The organism is Bacteroidia bacterium, from assembly GCA_041391665.1.
GTDB lineage: Bacteria > Bacteroidota > Bacteroidia > J057 > J057 > JAGQVA01.
Genome location: JAWKNO010000001.1, coordinates 781,024 through 802,820 on the forward strand (window position 1 = coordinate 781,024; position 21,797 = coordinate 802,820).

Genomic DNA, 21,797 nt, shown 5'->3' on the forward strand with positions numbered 1-21,797 from the left:
TTAAGCTATCGATAAAGCGTTTGTCGAAAACTAAAAGGAGTTACAATCCCGCCTTCCGTAATTGTAGCGACAGGATATTCTTGCTGACTTCAAACTTTCCCTCCCTTTCGCATATCTCATTCACCTGGTCAATAATGTTCTGATCAAATCCCGGGCGGTAAAACAACGAGTTTTTCAGATATTCCATAAACGCCTCTCCGGTTGAAAAAGGGATCTTGTTTCGCAACATCGATGGCTTTATGCTGGTAAAGCCTTGGTTTTTCGCCTTGTCAATGACCTCCTGATGGAAAATATCAAATACATAATCCATAAATGCCTCTACCTCATGAAGCGGTCGTATAATTTGCAGAAACTCTGCATTTGTTCCGCTATAAGGCGTAATTACCCAGAAAAGCCCACCGGGTTTTAACAATCGATACACCTCTTGTATCACATGAGAAAGGTCATGTGTATAATAAAGTGCATAAGAGGCGTAAATCAGGTCAAAAGAATTCTCCCGTAGCTGTGAAAATTTTTCTAACTCATCAAAACTTCCTTCAATTAAGGTTAGTGCTGGCGTCGACCTGTATGCGGTTCTGAGTTTTTCCAGACTTTCGCCGGACAAGTCTATTCCCCAAAAATGACTCGCTTTACTAAATACAGGGCTGAAAAGTGTAATCTGTTTCCCTGTTCCACACCCCAGGTCCAAAATCTGTGCATCAACTGGCAATTCGGGCAGTTGGCGGAAGCACCATTCATCAAAATCCCTGCTGGCGTGCTGGTTTGCATTTAACCGGGACTGGAGCATAGTGGTGGACTGAATGGATTCGGAGGATGACTGAGTCTTCATAGAATTTTTTTGTATAAAAATAATCAGTTTGCCTGCTTGTAACTAACATAAAAGTGATTTGTTCGCTTGTGGTAATATCAGGCTGGGGGAAAGAATCGGGCAAGTAAAACATTGAAAATTACCGTTCATGTAAAGATAGGTATCGAAGCCTGAAACCCGTTGTATATTTGTCATAACAGGTTAAAGTAAAGAATGAGCAAGGGTTAGGGTTGACTCTCCCAGTGGGATGAGTCCCCTAATTTTTTTTTGGGGGTACCTCCTGATGTAATAAAAATCATTCTTTTGAAGCTTTTTGTCAAAGCTATCAACCAATCCCCCGCTACTGGCACCTCACCCACTCAATTTAACCATTCACACAAAATCAGATACCAAAGGCTAATAGGCTCTGTATATTTGTCATAACAGGTTAAAGTAAAGAATGAGCAAGGGTTAGGGTTGACTCTCCCAATGGGATGAGTCCCCTAATTTTTATTTTAGGGGACTCCTGAAACTTCTTCGGCTCAATACCCCCACCTGATCCCATCCCAGGGCAAATGGTAAAAAGCCTGATCGGTTCCAACCACAATCACATCCAGTCTTTCAGGTCCCCAGGCAGTGGCTGAAGGGCCCCATTCCATCTTTCCTCCCAGATTTTCAAATGGAGTACTATCTCCGGAAAATACATTTCGGTAAAGGTGATATAACCCATCGTCCAATCCCCGTACAAAAACGTCCATAGTTCCCCGTTTTCGCGACACCGTTTGTATATGAGTACGTGGCGAAATCAGGAAGAACATGGGGCTCCACGGATTCCAGGCATTACCTGCCCAGCTTAGATGCCATAATCCTGATTCAGGCCCTTCGGCAATAATATCCAGCTGGTTGGGCGCAGCGGTTACCACGTCAAAGTGGGAAGGGTTGATTCCCCCAAGATTTTCCCAACTTCCCCAGCCGTTTTCATACCAGCTATGGATCATGTCATGTCCTTTCCGGATAGCGAATATGTCCAGCCTTCCATATCCCCATGTGACAACGCGAATGCTTAAATTCATGCGAAGGTCGCTGCCCATATAGATATACTCCCATTCGCCCCAACCATTCTCCCACCACAGATGTTTCATGTTTCCGTCAGCGGTGCGTGCAAAAATATCCAACCTTCCCTCACCCCACGATACGATATCAAAATCTCCTTCCAGGTTGCCGCCGCCCAACTGCTCCCATTGTCCCCACCAGCCTCCCTGCCAGTATGTATGATACAGATTCCCTTCTGATGTGGTAAAAACATCGATTCGCCCCGAACCCCAAGATACTGCTTTTGAGGGTCGTCGGTCTTTCTTCAAATTCCAGCCCATCGGCTCCCAGCCTGACCATTGGTTATTATCCCAACGGCGGCAAAAAATTTCGTCGTCTTCGTGCCTGAATACTGCCAGCCGGTTGGGACCATAAGCCAAAACAGTTGGGGGACTGGATGGATTTTCTCCCCCCAGATTGCCCCAGGAAGGCAAAACAGAAGCCGGATAACCGGGGTAGTCGTGAATCGTCTTTTGCCCATAGGTATTAGCCAAAAGAAAAAAAAGAATGTATAGACTCGTAATTGGTTTCATAATGGAATAGATTAAAGTGGAACCACAGAAATATCCAGACGGATCATTTTTACTATGTCGCCATCCCAGCCAAAACTTTCCATACCCTGATAGGGAGATGCGCCCATTAGTTCGGACAGATATATCTTTTTCATACAAAGCCTTCGGCTGTAGTTGCCTGTCTCACAGGTTTTGGTATTGTCCATGTACAAAAATGTGAAATGATCGTCGTCTCCGTCGGCGTACGCGTAGTCAGGATTCGCATCCTTTTCAAATAAGGAAAAGTAGATTTCAAACCAGGCGCCTTCTGCGGTGCCGGGGGGGAGTATATATTTTGCAGTACTGCCCGGCACAATCTGACTCCCTGGTTCTTCCAGATCAATGCTGTTTTCTCCGCTTATATCCATAAGCATATTCTGGCCCCGGAGTGCCGGGATTTCCTTTCCATCCGCCTGATAGGCCATTACCCAAACCTTACCGTACATCTCTACATCGCCATTTGCTCTGGGGTCGGCTTGCATCATCAACCCGCCAAAAGAAACGGTTTGCCCCCGGCTTTTTACTGCGGGAGGTACGCACCGCTGCCTGATAAACTCATCCGTAGCAGAGTGATAGTTGACAATATAGTTGTCACGGGTGGTGGCAATGGTATATTTGATCGGCTGCGAAGTGTGATAGGTGAGGTTGCGTACCATGGTTTCCACTTTGCTTTTCAGGTCGTCGAGGCTATATGCAGGTACAATATCCCGGGATTGACCACCTACCACAAACATTTTGACTGTTGTTTCGCGGGAGAGTTCTCGACTAAGGATCCCCAAATCTACCCCCGCACCAGCTACCAGCGCATTCACTTCTATATTCAGTTTGTTGGCAATTACTTCCAATGACTCGGATGTCTCCACACTTGCCAGAATCCGCATGCCATAATCAGCGCGTTTGAGATATACCATATTAGGGTCTTGATTCAGCAATTCATCCGAAAAAAAGCTTCCCGCTTTTCCATGCGCATCTATCGTGAACATGAGTTTGGTGATGTCCAGAAGCAGATAGGTGCGTTTGGCGTTTTGTTGAAAGTTGAACAAGTTTTCGAGGCTGTAAGCGAGATAGTGTGCATTGGCGCCGATCTGAAGCTGAAAGTCAGCTTCATTGTGGACTTCTTTAATAGTGGCATTATAACTCAGATTGGTCTGTTTGGAGGGATCTGCTGAAAATTGCCCGTAAAGATTGGCGATTGCCTGGCGCAAATGTGGCACAGTTGGGCTCTCTACTTCCTGATTGACATACCCCCCGGCAATTACGTTTTTTACGTCGGCAGAAAGAGTGATAGGTTGTAAAAGATCGGTCTGGCGATTCCATGATCCGTTGAGAAAATCAAGGATATTAAACACCGATCCGGGAATAATTTCGGAAAGCTGACTGGCGATATCTGCGGTCATAAAACTATTGTCGTCGAGGCTGATTCGTATATAGGCGGTTTCGCATTCGATATCACCACTATCCACAGGTCGGGGTTCGCTTGATCGGGCTTTTCCCGAAAGGTTGTTTCTCGGTATCGAATGTTGGATAACTGGCTCGGAGATATAGTAGGTGGAGGTGAGTGTTAAACCATCACTGGTAGTGCGGGTTTTTTTGATAGTTTTTGAGAGTACCGAGTTAAGGTCTGACGTTTGCCCTTTTACATCAAACAGGCTTCCGGAACCCGGCACTCTCTCAAAAATAAAGGTAGCTCCAGGGCCACTAAACTGAACCAGCGGGGCAGCATTTGCGGTATTTGTCTGGCCTCCATAGATATGCCAGTACTTTTTAGACTGCTCACAACGTACATAAAACCCATCTCCTGCCGGGTTTTTCATAAGCCGGAATAATAGATTTTCCTGATTTACATAATCCCATTGGATGACTGGCGCATTATCATCTACGGACTGATCCGCGACGTTCAAAAACCGCTTACTGTGCATAGCTTTGAGCGTAAACTGGCCGTTGGTATTGTTTTTTAACTCAAATTTGTGGTTGTCGAGGTCTGCATAATCCCACTGAATGACAGCTGCGCCATTTTGGGGATCAATGCCTGCCACACCGAGATATTTACCTGTATTGGCAATTTTGATAAAATAAATCCCATCCTCAATGGATGTTGCCATTGTCGTGGCGGTGGTTGTTTTGGGGAGGTTGGATTGAATTTTTACCGGTTGGGCTAAAGCGGCTCCCATGCTGAATATTCCCAGCATCACGCCTATCACAGCTAAAAAAGACGATTTCATCATAAAGGATATTTATTTGTTGAAACAATACCCAATGATCCGAATAGCTGTTTTCACCCAAAGGCAGTTTTTAACCAGTGACAGAAAATGAAGTGTGAAAGGTAAAATTATACAGGTATTGTGATTGTGAGGCCTCGAAAAGGTCAGTCATAGAGGAATTTGTACCATTCCTTAAAAAAATCATTGTGAAGATTTTCCGGTAGCTATCTTTATTTCGTCAATATTATCGCTATGAGGATTTTGAGGCTAATGACTTGGTTTGTGTTGCTGTTGGGGGTAATGCCCCTTATCGCTTTTTCTCAATCTCACTTGCTGGATTCTCTGCTAAAAACCCTTGCAGTGGTCAGTGGCGACCAGCAGAAAGTGATAATATTAAACCAGATAGCGGATTCTTATCTGAATATCCAGGATATCAGTCAAAGCCGCCAATATGCCGACAGCGCCTTTCTGCTTGCTGACAGGCTGGGGTATGTACCGGGAAAAGCAGACGCACTGTTGATGATCTCCCATCAACTATTTTTTTTGGACAGTCTGGATACCGCATTGGAAAAAGTCTGTCTGGCAAAAGAGTTATCCGAAGCTGAAAATTATGTTTCCGGAACTGCCAAAGCCTATATTGAGCAGGGCAATCTTCTGCTTCGGAAAAATGACCACCTGGGCTCACGGGAATCTTTTCGGAGTGCTTACCAGTTGCTGGAAATGAATCCGGACAAATCGACGGTGATACCGGCCTTAGGAGGCATTTCAGATACCTATATGAAAGAGGGTAGGGTGGAAGAGGCCCTCGATACGCTACTGCTCGCCTATCGGATTGCCGAAAATATCACCGATACTTTTTTGCTGGCAAGGTTGGCATATTCTATCACCGGTATTTATCTCAATATATCCGAAAACCCCGGCCGAGGGATTGGGCTGGGACGAAAAGGCGTGGAGTTTTCAGGGCGAATTGGAAATGTTATTCTTCAATGTCTCGCTGCTTCTAATTTGGGTAAAATGTATGTAAGGCTTCATAATCCGGATAGTGCCTTATTTTACCTCAAAATAGCACTTGATTTAGAGCAAAAACTACCTGATCCCTCCTGGCTGGTAACGGCGTGGGAGACAATGGCAGATTTGGAAACATCAAAAGAAAATTACGCAGAAGCGACGTACTGGCTGTTAAAAGCTTTGGAACAGGAGCCGCCCGATGAAGCCGGGTACTATTCGGATAAAGGCATTTATATCCTGTCTCACCTGGGAAATCTTTATCTGAAAATGAATGCATTTAAGACCGCTGAAACCTACCTGAAATCTGCGCTCAGAAGTTATACCCCCCCCAATCCGCGGATAAGCATGAACCTATATGAAGGGTTGAACCATTTATACGAACAGTCTGGAAACTCTGCCAATGCATTGCATTATTACAAACTGTTTATTGCTGCACGGGACAGTGTCTATAACGAAGAAAATATACGGCGTATGGCTCGTACCGAACTGACCCATGAGTTTGAAATCCGTAGAAACCGCGAATTGTTACAGCAACAGCGTGAACTGGCAATACGTGATGCAAAAACCCGGCAGCAGTGGATTATCTTTACTTTTGTGATGTTGGGTATTGTCGGAACAGGAATACTGGGGTTTTACAGTTACCGCCAAAGGCAGAAACGCCATCGTATCGAACTGGAGCTTGCCAGTCTTCGCGCTCAAATGAATCCCCACTTTATTTTTAATTGCCTCAACTCTATCTACCGCTATACCCGCGAAGGTGATATTGACACTGCCGGGAAATACCTTCAGAAGTTTAGCCGGTTGTTGCGCCTGGTATTGGAAAATAGCCGGCTGGAAAAAATTACGCTCGCAAGAGATTTGGAAGCGCTACGGTTATATGTAGACATTGAGGCTTTGCGATTTAAGGAAAAGCTGAAGGTGTCCTTCACCATCAGCCCGGAAATAGATCAGGGTTTCCTTAAAATTCCTCCTATGCTTATTCAGCCTTATGTGGAAAATGCAATTTGGCATGGCCTCATGCATCGCGATGCTGGCGGTGAAATCATGATCGCAATCAGCCAGCCCACTGAAGACAGGCTCCTGGTTGAAGTCGTGGATAATGGCGTGGGCAGAGCGGCAGCAGCCGAGATCGAAGGCAAATCTACCCGAAATTATACTAGCCTCGGATCACAGATTACGGAGGAGCGATTGAAAAAAACCCGCATGTCCAAACACAATATGAAACTCGAAACTACGGATTTGTTGGATAATATGGGAAACGCAGCCGGAACCAAAGTAGTGATTGAAATTCCGGTTTAATTAAATTCATATGAAAGCAATCATTATTGATGATGAATCGGATGCCGTGGAGGCACTCCATATTACCTTGATGGAAACCTGCCCTGAGGTTGCCGTTGCAGGCAAGTTTACGGATTCTGTGAAAGGTCTGGCCAGTATTCGGGCAACAGATCCGGATCTGGTTTTTCTGGATATTGAAATGCCTAAGATGAATGGATTCCAGCTTCTCGAAGAACTGGGTGATTTTCGGTTTAATTTGATCTTCACCACGGCATATGATCGGTTCGCCGTAAAAGCTTTTCGGTTTAGCGCAATAGATTATCTGTTGAAACCCATTAATCCCGAAGAGTTGAAGTCAGCGGTGGAAAAAGCGGGGCAAAAATTTCTGACTGAAAAAAAACAACTGGAACTGCTGCGCCGTCAACTCTATACTCAGGATAGCCGCCGCTTCGACAAGATCGCGCTTCCCTATGCGCATGGTTATACTTTTGTCGAACTATCCGATATCTTATACTGTGAATCGGACAGTAGTTACACGCGCTTTTATCTCGCCACCGGCGAAATTTACCTGATCACCAAAACGCTGGGCAATGTCGAGGAAATGCTGGAAGGCAGTGATTTTTTTCGCATTCATAAACAATACCTGGTCAATATGCGGCGGATTCAGCGTTATGTGCGCAACGACGGTGGTTATGTCATTATGCCCAACGGCGTCAGCATTCCCATTTCTCGTAGCAAAAGAGATGAATTCTCCGAATTGTTTACGCGCTTTTGATCCCTAAACCCCACCAGATTTTCCTACCTTCAACCTATGGATGTATTACTTATTCTCGCTCACGCCGATGATGAAACCCTGGGGGCCGGTGGATTCGTTCGTAAACTCTCCCGTAAAGGTCATTCAGTGAGGCTGGTCGTTGTTTCTGATGCCATTGTGGCCATGCGCCCGGAAAACTCTGACAATCGCCTCGCGCTAGATAAAGCCTGTCAGATATTAGGCATCGAAAGTTATCATTCCATCGGCTTTCGGGACCAGCAGTTTGATACTTATCCTGTCGCAGCAATTGCAAATGCCCTCAGCGAAAAAATGGGTACCCCCGATCTGATTATCACCCATTCCCCCAAAGATCTCAACCGCGACCACCGGCAAGTGTATGAAGCAGTCATGATTCTCACACGCCCAAGAGGAAGACAGGTGACTGTACTTGCCTGTGAGATTCCCTTTGTGGCGGCATGGAACCAGCAACCCTTCGCGCCTCAGTTGTTTGTGGATATTTCAGAATCTTTGGAAGAAAAAATCAAAGCTTTTGAGGTCTACTCTAATGAAATCCGCACGTTCCCTGATCCTTATTCTTCCGAAGGCCTGCGCACACTGGCCCGTTATAGGGGTATGGAATCAGGTTATCATGCCGCAGAGGCTTTTGAAATTGTCAGGATGTTTTCACCTGTTTTTTCACTGTAAACTAGTTTTTCTCCACCAACCATTCTATCGCCATTCGGTAACCCATTTTCCCAAAACCAGAAATCATGCCCTGACATGCCGGACTGATAACAGACTTATGTCTGAATGGCTCTCTGCTGTAAAGATGGGAAAGATGAACTTCTACTTTCGGTATTTTTACCATATTGAGCGCATCGAAAATAGCGTAACTATAATGCGTATAGGCTCCCATATTTACGATGAGCCCTGCTAGATTTTCGTCAAGTGTTTTTTGAATCCTCTCCACAAGATCGCCCTCGTGGTTGGACTGAAAATAAAGTATTTCAATCTGAGCAAACCGTTCTTTCAACTCGCCTAATATGTCCTCGAATGTTTCTTTACCATAAATATCGGGTTCTCGCCTGCCCAGCATATTGAGATTTGGCCCGTTGATGATCAGTATTTTCATATATTTCACCGTATATTTCCGTGAAACTAATCAACCCATTATCAACAAACAATTATCGTTTACCATAAACAGGTAACCATCCCGATATGATCTCCTGGACACAGGCAAAAAAAGAATATTCCCAATATCTGACGATCGAAAGAGGGATCGCCGAAAACTCTAAGGAAGCGTATCTCAGCGACCTGGAAAGGTATATCTTTTATGCCCGGCAGATACTTCAAAAGGATTCTCCTGATGAGATTTCGCTGGACAACTTACGGGAGTTTCTCACCTGGCTGGTTCAGGATTGTTTTCTCAGTGAACGCTCACTTGCCCGCAACATCTCCACCATCCGTTCCTTCCATGGATTTTTGCTGGCCGACGGTGCTACCGCTGAAGATCCCGGTCAATTACTGGAAATGCCGCGATTTGGGCGAAAGTTGCCTCAGGTTTTGAGTGTACCTGAATTGGAAAAGCTGTTTTCGGTCATTGATCTTTCTGATGATCGTGGCATACGAAACCGTGCCATGCTGGAAATTTTGTATTCTTCCGGGTTGAGGGTTTCAGAACTGGTCGGTCTTGAGCTGTCCCGTATTTATTTTGAAGAAGGTTTCCTGCGTATCCTCGGCAAAGGAAATAAAGAGCGACTTGTACCTGTCGGGCAGCCAGCCCTGGCCTTCCTTCGCGAGTATCTTTCACAAGTAAGACTGAACCTCAGGATCACCCGGGGGCATGAAGATTTTGTTTTTCTCAACAGCCGGGGATCCCAACTCTCCCGTGTGTCTGTATTTCTGATTATTAAAGATCTCGCTCATATAGCTGGTATAAAAAAAAGCATTAGCCCGCATACATTCCGGCACTCATTCGCTACGCATCTTATAGAGGGGGGAGCCGATCTCCGGGCTGTACAGGAAATGTTGGGACACGAATCCATTACAACTACCGAAATTTACCTCCATATGGATCGCGAATATTTACGCGAAGTACATGCGTTGTATCACCCCCGTAAATAATCAAGGTTTTTCTGCTCTGATCATCCGGTCTTTTCCCTGAAGATCACGACGCAGTGTGATTCCGGTAAATGAGGCTTTTTCCAGCAAGCTGACGATATCCGGGCCTGATGACTCATTGATTTCCAAAAACAGCCGGCCACCACTCGTCAACCATTCAGATGACAGCGCAATAATATGTTCGTAAAATATCCATGGATTCTGGTCTGAAACGAATAAGGCCGTCTCAGGTTCATATTCCAGTACATTTTTGTGCATGTCTGCCTTTTCACTTTCCCTGACATAGGGTGGATTACTCACAATCACATCAAGCTCTGTAAAATCGCCTGATTGGGCCAGGAAAATATCCTGATGAACAAACGCAGTCGATACATTCCATTTCTCTGCATTTACTTTTGCGACATCCAGTGCGTCCTGGCTGATATCCATGCCTGTGGTTCTTGTTTGCAGTTTCATATCTCCCAGTTCCAACGCAAGCGTAATCGGAATACAACCACTACCTGTACCAATATCAAGAATTTGTGGCGGTGTCGGATTGCGACGCCTGATCATATCGTCTCTTATCCAAACGACCAGTTCTTCAGTTTCACTACGGGGAATGAGCACCGCGGGGGATACCCTGAAATCTCTTCCGTAAAAATGCGCTTCCCCCAGCACGTACTGAACCGGCTCGGCCTGAAGTAGCCGCACAGCCATTTGATTGACAAATAGCCAGTTTGCATCAGAAAATGAGTCTGCCGAAATATCTTCGCTCCGGTTAATGAAATCCTCCAATAAGCCAACTACCGCGATGGATTCGCCGGTAGCGTATATCTTGCCAAGCAGACCGGTCAGATTTTGGTAAAACAGTGATTTTTTGCGGGGAAAATTCATGATCCAAAGCTACTATTTTGAGAGGAAATTATATCTGCAACCTGTAACCTTTTGCCTGCTCCGGTATTATGTGGGTAAATCAGGGAATCTGTGATGCAGATTTCTTTTCAGGCGGTTAAGTGTTAATAAAGGGGCGGATTTTTGTCCGCCCCGAATTCAATAAAATAAATATTGGTACGTTAAAAATTTTACCAATCAAAATCGCTGATCGCCATTATTATAAACAAAAATTAAGAACACAAATCTGATAAAACTCTACCTGTTAGATTCTGTACTTACTTAAAGCGAGCAATCATGCGATATTCCCTTTTAAAAATTGTGCTGGCAGGATTCGGCCTACTGACAGCTTTTCAACCTTTGGCTGGTCAACCAAACGTTCGCACAGAAGATCACTTCTGGCGTAAGCGTGTTGTAAACCGGATCAGCCTTGTCGAAAAAATCAACAAACCGCTGGTTATCTCAGCCTCTCCTTATTATGGTGGAAATGAGAAGTTTACGGAAATGAACGGTATGGTTCAATCTCTTATCAACGGATTAAAAAAAGGAAAATACCTTGCTTATGATCCAGATGATTGGAGGAAAACGATGACTTACGAAGATGTTGTCGCGCGAATGAACTTATTTGAGCAGGCATTGGCCGTAGACGAATCTGAAACCTGGGGAGATGATAGTCTGGAGGAAAATTTTGATGAACACTCCGGGTCTGACGGCAGTAGTGAATGGGTGTATGAAGAAACGTCAGAACAATGGGCGTCACCTTTCGAATCTGATCCACAGACTGAAAACGCACCTGAGGTAGCCAAACCACTGGATTTTGCTCCATACGAAGAAGTGATTCATATGGTGGAGGATTGGATATTTGATAAAAATACTTCCAGTATGATTCGCCAAATTGATTTTTTCGAAGTGATATGGACGGATCCTACAGGTATATTACCTGAAAAAGTCCTTGCCCGTTTTATGTGGAAAGACGTAAAAGAGCAATTAGATGAAACCCGATGGACGAGCCGGTTTAATGATGCCGAATGCCGGTCTGTGGCAGAAGTATTCGACCTTCGCATTTTCCACAGCTTTCTTATAAATGTGGGGGGAGAACCTATCATCTCACTGTCGGAAGCAGAACAGCGCCGGCAGGAGCTGGTGGAGTTTGAACATCACCTCTGGAACTACTGATTTTCTCCTTTAGTGTTATATCCGCCGGATCTGTAAAAGATCCGGCTTTTTTATTTTGCCAACAGGGCTGGCCGTTGTGTCATCTCGTGATAGCAGATTACATCGTCCGCAAAATAGTGTACTACCATACTTTTACGGGTAGAGCCCGATTTTTGGATCGGATGCCCGCCATGGATGAGGTTGGCATGCCAGATCAGCAGATCTCCAGGTTTCGCAACAAATGTTGCCGGTTTAAGATTGTATTCGTTTATGAGAGATTCTATTTTGTCCTCATAGTGACGATTGGCGTCGTATCCAAGCCTGAAAAATCCACCGCCATGATCAAAATCCCGGTTGAGAATATAGGGGAGCTTATGACTGCCCGGGTAATACACCAGGCCTCCATTCTGATCATCGATATCCTCAAGCGCAAGCCAGGTTGCCGCCAGATACCCCAACGGAAACGTAGTCATGTGAATGGAGTCAGAGTGCGGTCTTTGTTCGCTTCCATAAATAAAATTGATGCTCTGGAAAGCCGTCATTTTTTTCCCAAGTAAAAATGACATAAGCCTTACGAGCATTTCATCCCCTACCAATGCTTTCATAAGTGCAGATTGTCTGTATGCAAACATGATTCTGCCGGAGGGGTGGAAACCCACTACTTTTTCTCTGATCATCCGATCCACTTCCCTGTTGATTTCATCGACCTTTTCAGGAGAAAGAAACTGCTCAAGAATAAGGAATCCGTTATCAATCCACGAACGGATTTTCTGCTGAATTTCGGAAGAGAACGTTGCAAACTCCGGGTGTTGAAGAAGCGCCTGGTGTGCATTTGGGCTATCCAGCCAGGGCGTTTCTTCCGGAAGAGATTCAAAATCCTTGCTGGAAACCGGAGCAAATACAGATTTTTTTAGCCCATACTTTCTGTAAAGTTGCCGGTTGGCGCTCAGACTGTGAAAATGACGCAGATTGTTGAGCACATAAGTTGCCTTAAATGTTCGGAGAAATGCAGCGAGCTTTTGCATAAGAGCGATGATTTTCCTGGCAAATATATAGGATAATTATCCATTGTCTATAGCCCCCCTGTTGTAGCAACTTTTTGAGATGTTTTTTTTAATTGCAAACTTCCTTAATTTAACACAAGGATCATAAACTCACTCACTACATGAACAAACTTTACCTGGTTGCATGTTGTTTGATGTTTGAACTTCAAGTTGCTATTGCGCAAAATTTTAGCGGAGGTTTGATATTAGGCATAAATGCCAGTCAGATTGACGGCGACAATATTAAGGGTTTCCATAAGCGTGGGGGTACGATTGGCGGGTATGTCAATTACCGTTTTTCGGAGACCTTTTCGATTCAGCCGGAGATATTAATCGAACAATTGGGTAGTCGCTCAAAAGACAGGCGCCTAACTGTGTTGGGGGGATCTGCGGTTGATTTAAATATTAATTCACTGAATCTGCCTTTGCTCTTAATGCTAAGGCACCCGTTGATAATCGGTACAGATATAGAATTTGATGTGGATTGGTATGGCGGTGCTGCATTGGGGGTAAGGATGAACTGGGTAGATAATCATGGAAACAGCCCGGAAATAGATTTTTTGAAGCGGTATGATTATCGGATTATTGGCGGAGCAGACATTCCGATAGGAGATTACCTGAGCATAAATGGCCGAATCACCTATTCGGTCATCCCAACATTGGACACAGAACTACCTTTACCCGGACAAATGCCTAAGGATGAGGTTGGGCGTTTGAGATGGTTTTATCGATATATTTCACTTTCTGTCCATGTAAACCTGATCCGGGCAGACCGTTGGAAGTAGGCTCAGAGCATAATGAGGGGCAGAAATTTCAGGATTTTACCAAAAACAAAAATAGTTTCAGAAAATCCTTTGAAAGTAGCCAGAGATATGCGTAACTTGCGGCTCGAAATTCAGAAAAGGTCTAATAAACCCTATGAATTTCACGGACCAGGAAGTCCGCTTCATGGCAATGCCTCCGATCCTGTAAGGGTCCGTGGTATCCCGGAAGGTAAAAGTCAGTATAGAAGTAGATTTCTGGATTATAGCTCCAGAATATGTGAAACCACCCTCTACTCCTAACTCAATTGCCACCGCGAAACTGCGTAACAGGTGCTGTCCATGTGCGATCTTCCTCTCCGGATGATTTGGAGCAGTATTTCCTGAACAAATCACTTTATTTTTAAAATTAATAGCCTTGTGGCTTGTAGTTGGGAAAGATTATCCATACCTTTGCAGCCGCTTTCTATAAAGCATAAGAAGTATGCCTACAATACAACAATTAATTCGAAAAGGAAGAGAAGTCAAGCAGGACAAGAGTAAATCACCTGCTTTGGACAACTGTCCCCAAAGAAGAGGGGTATGTCTCCGGGTGTATACGACTACACCTAAGAAGCCAAACTCAGCACTCCGTAAAGTAGCACGGGTTCGTCTCACCAATCAAAAAGAGGTGAACGCGTACATTGGCGGAGAGGGACATAATCTTCAGGAACACTCTATTGTACTGGTAAGAGGAGGTCGTGTAAAAGACCTGCCAGGTGTGAGATATCACATAGTAAGAGGTGCACTGGATACAGCCGGTGTAGATGGCAGAAAACAAGCACGTTCCAAATACGGTACCAGAAGGGCCAAAAAGTAGTAAGGAATCATGAGAAAGAGCAGAGCTAGAAACCGAGCAATTACTCCCGACTCCCGTTACGGAGATACTCAGATCACAAAATTTGTGAACAATCTGATGATTCAGGGAAAGAAAAGCGTGGCCTTTGGGGTATTCTATGGGGCTATGGATATTATTGAAGCCAGATCTGAACAACCTGCGCTGGAAGTTTTCAGAGCTGCCCTCAACAATGCAATGCCTGCGGTAGAAGTAAAAAGCCGCCGTGTAGGTGGTGCAACTTTTCAGGTGCCTACTGAAGTACATCCAAAGAGAAAAGAAGGTCTTGGTATCCGTTGGCTGATCCGTTTCGCAAAATCACGTAATGGAAAATCCATGGAGGATAAACTTGCAGCTGAATTTATGGCTGCGGCAAAGGGTGAAGGTGCTGCCGTTAAGAAGAAGGAAGATACACACCGGATGGCAGAAGCAAACAAAGCATTCTCCCACTTCAGATTTTAGTATTTAAAGAATAGAATCGAAGGACAGTAAAATGAAAAAAGTACCATTAAAAGATATCCGGAATATAGGCATCATGGCCCACATTGATGCAGGGAAAACCACCACAACGGAAAGGATTCTCTACTATACCGGTATTTCTCATAAAATTGGGGAGGTTCATGAGGGGGCAGCTACGATGGACTGGATGGAGCAGGAGCAGGAAAGAGGTATTACGATTACCGCTGCTGCTACCACTACATTCTGGCCATACAATTCAATCGATCACCGTATTAATATTATTGATACTCCCGGACACGTGGACTTTACTGTTGAGGTAGAGCGTTCACTTCGGGTATTGGACGGAGCTGTAGCTGTATTCTGTTCTGTTGGAGGCGTTGAGCCCCAAAGTGAGACTGTATGGCGTCAGGCTGACAAATATAAAGTGCCACGTATCGGTTTCGTTAATAAGATGGATCGTTCTGGTGCCGACTTCTTCGAAGTGGTTCGCCAGGTGAAAACCATGCTTGGTGCAAACCCTGTACCCATCCAAATCCCTATTGGTTCTGAAGTGAACTTTAAAGGGGTGGTGGATTTGCTCGACAATAAAGCCATCGTCTGGAATGAACATGATATGGGGATGACCTCAGAAGTTATCGACATTCCTGCCGATTTGGTTGATACAGTAGAACAATGGCGTACTGTAATGATTGAGGCCATCGCAGAATATGATGATGCGTTGATGGAAAAGTACTTTGAAGATCCAACAACGATCACCAGAGAAGAACTTCTTTCTGCTTTGCGTAAAGCTACATTGGATTTGGCAATTACACCGATGCTCTGTGGCTCCGCCTTTAAAAATAAAGGAGTTCAGGCTGTTCTCGACTCGGTTTGTGCACTTCTTCCTTCTCCTCTGGATGTACCTCCGGTTGTGGGTATTAATCCTGATACAGATAAAGAAGAGGCTCGTAGCGCAAATATAAACGAACCGTTTACTGCTCTGGCCTTCAAAATCATGACGGATCCTTATGTAGGTCGTCTCTCCTTCTTCCGTGTATATTCCGGAAAATTGGATGGAGGTTCTTACATTCTGAATAACCGTACAGGTAGTAAAGAGCGCCTAAGCCGTATTCTTCAGATGCACGCCAACAAGCAAAACCAGATTGATACGGTTGAAGCTGGGGACATTGCAGCTGGAGTAGGTATGAAAGATATTCGTACTGGTGATACGCTTACTGACCTTAATAACCCGCTCATGCTTGAGTCTATTGTATTCCCCGAACCGGTAATTAAGCTGGCGGTGGAACCAAAGACTCAGAAAGATGAGGAAAAATTAGGTATAGGACTTTCCAAGCTCGCAGAAGAAGATCCCACTTTCCAGGTCAGAACAGATGAGGAAACAGGACAAACGATTATCGCGGGTATGGGTGAGCTTCACCTTGAGATTATCGTAGATCGTCTGAAAAGGGAGTTCAAGGTTGAAGTAAATCAAGGGCAACCACAGGTTTCTTACCGGGAGGCCATCACCAAGAAAGTTACACACCGTGAAGTCTATAAAAAGCAGACTGGTGGGCGTGGTAAATTTGCCGATATACAAATAGAAATCGGACCGGTAGAATCTGAATCTGGTCAGGGTTACGAATTTGTAAACGATATTAAAGGTGGAGTAATTCCAAAAGAATTTATTCCTTCTGTAGAAAAAGGCTTCCGCGAAGCTATGAATCAGGGCGTTTTGGCTGGTTACCAGCTGGATGGTTTGAGAGTAAGGCTTTTTGACGGTAGTTTCCACGCGGTTGACTCAGACCAACTTTCATTTGAACTTGCAGCACGTACAGCTTTCCGCACAGCAGTGCCCAAAGCAGGTGCAGTACTGAAGGAGCCCATTATGGCTGTAGAGGTGGTAACACCCGAGGAGTATATGGGTAATGTGGTTGGCGATCTTAACCGTCGTCGTGGAAAAATTGAAAATATGGGCGACAGAGGAAATTCCAAAGTCGTAAAAGCCAAGGTACCTCTCTCTGAAATGTTTGGCTATGTTACCGACCTGCGTACCATTTCATCTGGTAGAGCAGCGTCCACCATGCAGTTCTCTCATTATCAGGAGGCTCCATCTGGTATTCAGGAAGAAGTAATCGCAAAAGTAAAAGGTCTTACAAAGGTATAGGTAGTACCTGTACTCTTCTTAATCTTTGAGCAATGACCCAGAAGATTAGAATTAAACTAAAATCGTACGATCACAATCTGGTAGATAAGTCTGCCGAAAAAATCGTACGTACGGTGAAGTCCACCGGCGCCATCGTGAGTGGACCGATCCCGTTACCTACAGAGCGCTCTGTAATCACCGTAAACCGCTCTCCCCACGTCAATAAAAAGTCAAGGGAGCAGTTCGAAATCAGTTCTTACAAACGTTTGATCGACATTTTTAGTTCGAGTTCGAAAACGGTTGACGTTCTGATGAAACTCGAACTACCCAGTGGTGTTGATGTGGAGATTAAAGTGTAATTATTCTATTAACTGAAAAAAGATGGCAGGAATCATAGGAAAGAAAGTAGGGATGACCAATATTTTCGATGAAAATCGGAAAAACATTGCCTGTACTTTGATATATGCCGAGCCCAATGTGGTTACTCAGGTCAAATCTGATAAGCTAATCAATGGTAAGACAGATGGCTACAATGCTGTACAGCTTGCTTTTGATGAGAAAAAGGAAAAAAATACCACCAAAGCTCTTCAAGGTCACTTTGAAAAAGCAGGAACAACTCCCAAGCGCAAACTTGCCGAGATTGATTTCTATGATAAAGAAGTGAAACTCGGAGATACTGTAAGTGTAGATATTTTTGAGGAAGGTGATTACGTGGACGTTGTCGGAATGTCAAAGGGTAAAGGTTTTCAAGGTGTTGTAAAACGCCACGGGTTTAGCGGTGTTGGTGCCCGTACCCATGGTCAGCACAACCGGGAGCGTGCCCCAGGCTCACTCGGACCAGGTTCTACTCCTTCCCGCGTATTCAAGGGAATGAAAATGGCTGGCCGTATGGGCGGCGACAAAGTTACAGTTCAAAACCTTAGAATCGTTAAGGTAATCCCTGAGAAAAATCTGTTGGTTGTTTCCGGATCCATACCGGGGCATAAAGGGTCTTACGTCATTGTAGAGAAGTAATATGGAAGTAGCAGTTTATAATATAGAAGGTTCTGAAACCGGTAGAACGGTTTCTCTATCAGAGGGAATCTTTGGTTTGCAGAACCCGAGCGACCACGCCATCTTCCAGGATGTGCGGCTGATTCTCGCCAATCAGCGTCAGGGAACTCATAAAGCGAAAGAACGTGGTGAGATTTCGGCGACTACCAAAAAGCCCTACCGCCAAAAAGGAACGGGTAATGCACGTCAGGGTAGCCGTAAATCACCTCTGTGGCGTCATGGTGGTAGAGTATTCGGGCCAAGACCGCGCGATTATGGGTTCAAACTGAACCGCAAATTCAAGCAACTTGCACGGAGAAGCGCGCTTACCTATAAAGCTCGTGAGGAGAATATCCGGGTGCTGGAAAACTTTGACTTTGACGCACCTAAAACCAAAAACTTTCTGAGCATATTGGAAAAATTGGCTTTAGGCAACAAGAAAATCCTGATGGTTCTCGGCGACTATAGCCAGAATGTCTACTTATCAGGAAGAAATCTTCCCAAGGCACAGGTAATGACCGTAGCAGATCTGAATACTTACGATATTCTGAACGCTGAGACGCTGATCATTACTGAGGATGCAGTGAACGTTATTAATGAAAAATTAGCAAACTAAAGTCATGAGTATCCTTAAAAGACCAATCATTACTGAAAAGACGGCTGATTTTGCGGAGAAAGGCCTTTCTAAATACGGATTTGAGGTAGGACTGAGTGCTTCCAAAAGCCAGATCAAAAGTGAAGTTGAGAGGGTGTATGAGGTAGCAGTGGAGAATGTACGTACAATGGTCGTTAGAGGCAAAAGACGTACCCGGTTTACCAAAAAAGGTATTATCCATGGAAAGTCTTCAAACTATAAGAAGGCCATTGTAACCCTCAAAGAGGGAAATGAGATTGATTTCTACAAGCATATATAAAGAGAAGAGATGGGTATCAAGAAGTTAAAACCGGTAACACCCAGCCAGCGGCACATGTCCATATCGGATTTTGATACGATTACCAAATCGAATCCGGAAAAATCCCTTACCAAACCGCTGAAAAGTTTTGGTGGACGTAACCGTACAGGGATTACAACCATGCCTCACAGAGGGGGTGGCCACAAACGGAAATACAGGGTTATCGATTTCAAAAGAAATAAGTTTGGCATACCTGCAACGGTGAAAGCCATTGAGTACGATCCAAATCGTTCTGCCCGTATCGCCTTATTATTTTATGCTGATGGGGAAAAGCGCTACATACTGGCTCCTGAAAAGCTAGAAGTAGGACGGAAAATTGTATCAGCAGAGATTGCCGATCCGGAAGTGGGTAATGCAATGTGTCTGATGAATATTCCACTGGGTACTTTTGTGCACAATGTTGAATTGTATCCTGGAAAAGGAGGTGCAATGGCTCGTAGCGCAGGTACTTATGTTCAGATTACTGCACGGGAAGGAAAATATGTAACCCTTCGGTTGCCTTCCGGAGAAACTCGTATGGTACTTGGTACCTGTATGGCGACGATCGGTGTTGTAAGTAATTCTGAGCATCAGAATATTGAAATAGGTAAAGCTGGCCGAAACCGTTGGTTAGGAAAACGCCCACGTACCAGAGGCGTTGCGATGAACCCGGTAGATCACCCAATGGGTGGTGGTGAAGGTCGTGCATCGGGAGGCCACCCACGTAACCGTAATGGTCTGCCTGCAAAAGGATATAAAACAAGAAATAAGAAAAAATCTTCCAATCGTCTGATTATCAGCAGGAAGAAGAAAAGATAAATTAATTACCAATGGCAAGATCGCTGAAAAAAGGGCCATTTATTGACCCAAAACTCGAAAGAAAGGTTCTGCGAATGAACGAAAGCGGGAGTAAGCGTATGATTAAGACCTGGGCTCGGCGTTCGATGATTTCCCCGGATTTTGTTGGTCATACCGTTGCTGTACATAATGGCAATAAGTTTATCCCGGTATTTGTTACAGAGAACATGGTCGGTCATAAATTAGGAGAATTTTCTCCGACCAGAAATTTCAGAGGACATGCCGGTAATAGAAAGGATTCAAGGAAGAAGTAAGATGTCGGAAACAGCAAAAATGACCCGTAAGGAAAAAATCGCTGCCGGGATTGAAAAAGGCCCCAAGCGTAAAAAAGCTTACGCCGATAGGCTTAAAGCTGAAAAGTCAGAGAAAACAGAAGTTTCTCTGAATAACTACCGCTCCTCAGCCCGCAAAATGCGTATGGTTGTGGATCAGATCCGGGGCATGGAAGTGTTTCATGCTATTAATACCCTGAAATTTACCAGCCGTGCTGCTGCACCAGCTGTAGGAAGGCTTCTTCGCTCCGCTATTACCAGCTACGAAGAAAAAAATGAAGGGGAAAGAGTAGATATCGGTACCCACTATGTCAAAGAAGTATCAGTAGATGGTGCAAGAATGTTGAAAAGGTTGAACCCCGCTCCTCAGGGAAGGGCCCACCTGGTTCGCAAAAGGTACTGCCACCTTACACTTCAAATTGACAGGATTCCAGAAACTGAAGACGAAGATTAATCATTAACGCTAGGAAATTGGGACAGAAGACTCATCCAATAGGACTAAGGTTAGGCATCACCAAGGGTTGGGATTCCAACTGGTTTGGAGGAAAAGATTTCTCTGACAAACTGATTGAAGACGAAAAAATTCGCGCCTACCTCAATACCCGGATACCCAAAGGCGGTATTTCGAAGATTGTTATCGAACGTACACTTCGCAAGATTACAATTACTATTCACACTTCCCGACCTGGAATTGTGATCGGTAAAGGTGGTAAGGAAGTGGATAAATTGCGGGAAGAGATCAAAAAACTCACAGGGAAAGACGTTCAGATCAACATTTTTGAGATCAAACGTCCTGAACTTGATGCCACGCTCGTTGGGCAACAAATCGCTCAGCAACTGGAAGGCAGGGTTTCATTCCGTCGCGCAATGAAAGCTTCTCTTGCTTCTACGATGCGTGCAGGTGCCCAGGGTTGCAAAATCATGTGTGCCGGTCGTTTGGGCGGAGCTGAGATGGCACGTACTGAACAGTATAAGCAAGGACGCATTCCGCTACAGACTTTGAGAGCAGATATTGATTATGCACTTGTTGAAGCGCATACCATATACGGAGTTATCGGTGTGAAAGTCTGGATATTTAAAAAAGAAATTTACGGCAAGGTGGACCTTTCTCCCAACTCTAAATCAGACAGGAAAAGGACTAAAAAGCGGAGAAGGTAGGGACATAGGGCTTATACGCCATCCGAAACTCGAAATTCAGAAAAATTATGTTACAGCCTAAGAAAGTCAAACATAGAAAAGTTCAGAAAGGCAGAATGAAAGGCAATTCTGGGAGAGGTGCTGAGATTGCCTTTGGATCTTATGGTTTAAAAGTACTTGAGCCGAGCTTTATTACTTCCAGACAGATTGAAGCCTGCCGTATCACAATTTCCCGTGCAATGAAGAGGGAAGGAAATATGTGGATTCGGATTTTTCCTGACAAGCCCATTACCAAAAAGCCTGCTGAGGTGCGGATGGGTAAAGGAAAAGGTAACCCCGAATACTGGGCTGCTGTCGTAAAACCAGGAAGAATTATGTTCGAACTGGATGGGGTACCAGAAGCTGTTGCAAAAGAAGCCCTTCGGCTTGCTGCAAATAAGCTACCGATAAAAACAAAATTTGTAGTTAGAAGAGATTTACAAGGATAACG

The 21,797-nt window shown here is 44.7% G+C and carries 24 protein-coding genes; 18 read left to right on the forward strand and 6 right to left on the reverse strand.

From position 1 onward, the window contains the following. Positions 1-40: 40 nt before the first annotated feature. From R3D00_03185 to R3D00_03195, 3 genes are all read right to left on the reverse strand, one after another. Positions 41-829, reverse strand: coding sequence for a methyltransferase domain-containing protein (locus R3D00_03185; GenBank protein ID MEZ4772160.1), 789 nt, complete (start codon positions 827-829; stop codon positions 41-43). 500 nt (positions 830-1,329) lie between these two features. After that, complete coding sequence (locus R3D00_03190) at positions 1,330-2,412, reverse strand: hypothetical protein (GenBank protein ID MEZ4772161.1); 1,083 nt, start codon at positions 2,410-2,412, stop codon at positions 1,330-1,332. Positions 2,413-2,423: 11 nt separating this feature from the next. Next, entirely contained in the window at positions 2,424-4,655 is a 2,232-nt protein-coding gene (locus R3D00_03195; protein MEZ4772162.1) for an RICIN domain-containing protein, read from the reverse strand. A 228-nt stretch (positions 4,656-4,883) separates the two neighbouring features. Here R3D00_03195 and R3D00_03200 point away from each other — a divergent pair, with 228 nt between their 5' ends. The 3 genes from R3D00_03200 to R3D00_03210 are packed head-to-tail and all read left to right on the forward strand — an operon-like array spanning position 4,884 to position 8,376. Further along, positions 4,884-6,938 (forward strand): histidine kinase, encoded by a 2,055-nt coding sequence (locus R3D00_03200; GenBank protein MEZ4772163.1) that lies wholly within the window; start codon positions 4,884-4,886, stop codon positions 6,936-6,938. 10 nt (positions 6,939-6,948) lie between these two features. Further along, on the forward strand, positions 6,949-7,692 hold the full coding sequence (locus R3D00_03205; GenBank protein MEZ4772164.1) for a LytTR family DNA-binding domain-containing protein: 744 nt from the start codon (positions 6,949-6,951) through the stop codon (positions 7,690-7,692). Between the two features lie 36 nt (positions 7,693-7,728). Further along, a complete protein-coding gene (locus R3D00_03210; protein ID MEZ4772165.1) occupies positions 7,729-8,376 on the forward strand; it encodes a PIG-L deacetylase family protein in 648 nt (215 codons plus the stop codon). A gap of 1 nt (position 8,377) precedes the next feature. Here the strand turns inward: R3D00_03210 and aroQ are convergent, their stop codons facing one another. Next, positions 8,378-8,803: a type II 3-dehydroquinate dehydratase gene (gene aroQ, locus R3D00_03215; protein ID MEZ4772166.1), complete on the reverse strand. Its 426-nt coding sequence runs from the start codon at positions 8,801-8,803 to the stop codon at positions 8,378-8,380. An 86-nt stretch (positions 8,804-8,889) separates the two neighbouring features. Between aroQ and xerD the strand changes: the two genes are divergently transcribed. Then, positions 8,890-9,795 carry a site-specific tyrosine recombinase XerD gene (gene xerD, locus R3D00_03220; protein MEZ4772167.1) on the forward strand — a complete coding sequence of 302 codons (906 nt, stop codon included), beginning with the start codon at positions 8,890-8,892 and terminating at the stop codon, positions 9,793-9,795. Here the strand turns inward: xerD and prmC are convergent, their stop codons facing one another. Continuing rightward, positions 9,796-10,665 (reverse strand): peptide chain release factor N(5)-glutamine methyltransferase, encoded by an 870-nt coding sequence (gene prmC / locus R3D00_03225; GenBank protein ID MEZ4772168.1) that lies wholly within the window; start codon positions 10,663-10,665, stop codon positions 9,796-9,798. A 294-nt stretch (positions 10,666-10,959) separates the two neighbouring features. On the opposite strand from prmC, the gene R3D00_03230 reads away from it, so the two are divergent. After that, complete coding sequence (locus R3D00_03230) at positions 10,960-11,838, forward strand: hypothetical protein (protein ID MEZ4772169.1); 879 nt, start codon at positions 10,960-10,962, stop codon at positions 11,836-11,838. 50 nt (positions 11,839-11,888) lie between these two features. On the opposite strand, the gene R3D00_03235 is transcribed toward R3D00_03230, so the two are convergent. Continuing rightward, entirely contained in the window at positions 11,889-12,842 is a 954-nt protein-coding gene (locus R3D00_03235; GenBank protein MEZ4772170.1) for a phytanoyl-CoA dioxygenase family protein, read from the reverse strand. Between the two features lie 140 nt (positions 12,843-12,982). On the opposite strand from R3D00_03235, the gene R3D00_03240 reads away from it, so the two are divergent. From R3D00_03240 to rplP, 13 genes are all read left to right on the forward strand, one after another. Further along, positions 12,983-13,645 (forward strand): outer membrane beta-barrel protein, encoded by a 663-nt coding sequence (locus R3D00_03240; protein ID MEZ4772171.1) that lies wholly within the window; start codon positions 12,983-12,985, stop codon positions 13,643-13,645. Positions 13,646-14,105: 460 nt separating this feature from the next. Next, a complete protein-coding gene (gene rpsL, locus R3D00_03245) occupies positions 14,106-14,480 on the forward strand; it encodes a 30S ribosomal protein S12 (GenBank protein ID MEZ4772172.1) in 375 nt (124 codons plus the stop codon). A gap of 9 nt (positions 14,481-14,489) precedes the next feature. Beyond that, the gene (rpsG, locus tag R3D00_03250) at positions 14,490-14,957 is read left to right on the forward strand and encodes a 30S ribosomal protein S7 (GenBank protein ID MEZ4772173.1); all 468 of its coding nucleotides are present in this window, start codon (positions 14,490-14,492) and stop codon (positions 14,955-14,957) included. Between the two features lie 31 nt (positions 14,958-14,988). Further along, positions 14,989-17,097, forward strand: a complete 2,109-nt coding sequence (gene fusA / locus R3D00_03255; protein MEZ4772174.1) for an elongation factor G — start codon at positions 14,989-14,991, stop codon at positions 17,095-17,097. A gap of 32 nt (positions 17,098-17,129) precedes the next feature. Beyond that, positions 17,130-17,435, forward strand: coding sequence for a 30S ribosomal protein S10 (gene rpsJ / locus R3D00_03260; GenBank protein ID MEZ4772175.1), 306 nt, complete (start codon positions 17,130-17,132; stop codon positions 17,433-17,435). A 22-nt stretch (positions 17,436-17,457) separates the two neighbouring features. Continuing rightward, positions 17,458-18,090, forward strand: a complete 633-nt coding sequence (gene rplC / locus R3D00_03265; GenBank protein MEZ4772176.1) for a 50S ribosomal protein L3 — start codon at positions 17,458-17,460, stop codon at positions 18,088-18,090. A gap of 1 nt (position 18,091) precedes the next feature. Beyond that, entirely contained in the window at positions 18,092-18,724 is a 633-nt protein-coding gene (gene rplD, locus R3D00_03270; protein ID MEZ4772177.1) for a 50S ribosomal protein L4, read from the forward strand. A 4-nt stretch (positions 18,725-18,728) separates the two neighbouring features. Next, positions 18,729-19,022 carry a 50S ribosomal protein L23 gene (rplW, locus tag R3D00_03275; protein MEZ4772178.1) on the forward strand — a complete coding sequence of 98 codons (294 nt, stop codon included), beginning with the start codon at positions 18,729-18,731 and terminating at the stop codon, positions 19,020-19,022. Between the two features lie 9 nt (positions 19,023-19,031). Beyond that, positions 19,032-19,859 (forward strand): 50S ribosomal protein L2, encoded by an 828-nt coding sequence (rplB, locus tag R3D00_03280; protein MEZ4772179.1) that lies wholly within the window; start codon positions 19,032-19,034, stop codon positions 19,857-19,859. 11 nt (positions 19,860-19,870) lie between these two features. After that, positions 19,871-20,152, forward strand: coding sequence for a 30S ribosomal protein S19 (gene rpsS / locus R3D00_03285; GenBank protein MEZ4772180.1), 282 nt, complete (start codon positions 19,871-19,873; stop codon positions 20,150-20,152). Between the two features lie 19 nt (positions 20,153-20,171). Further along, entirely contained in the window at positions 20,172-20,624 is a 453-nt protein-coding gene (gene rplV, locus R3D00_03290) for a 50S ribosomal protein L22 (GenBank protein ID MEZ4772181.1), read from the forward strand. Between the two features lie 17 nt (positions 20,625-20,641). After that, the gene (rpsC, locus tag R3D00_03295) at positions 20,642-21,328 is read left to right on the forward strand and encodes a 30S ribosomal protein S3 (GenBank protein MEZ4772182.1); all 687 of its coding nucleotides are present in this window, start codon (positions 20,642-20,644) and stop codon (positions 21,326-21,328) included. 47 nt (positions 21,329-21,375) lie between these two features. Continuing rightward, positions 21,376-21,795 (forward strand): 50S ribosomal protein L16, encoded by a 420-nt coding sequence (gene rplP, locus R3D00_03300; protein MEZ4772183.1) that lies wholly within the window; start codon positions 21,376-21,378, stop codon positions 21,793-21,795. Positions 21,796-21,797: the final 2 nt, after the last annotated feature.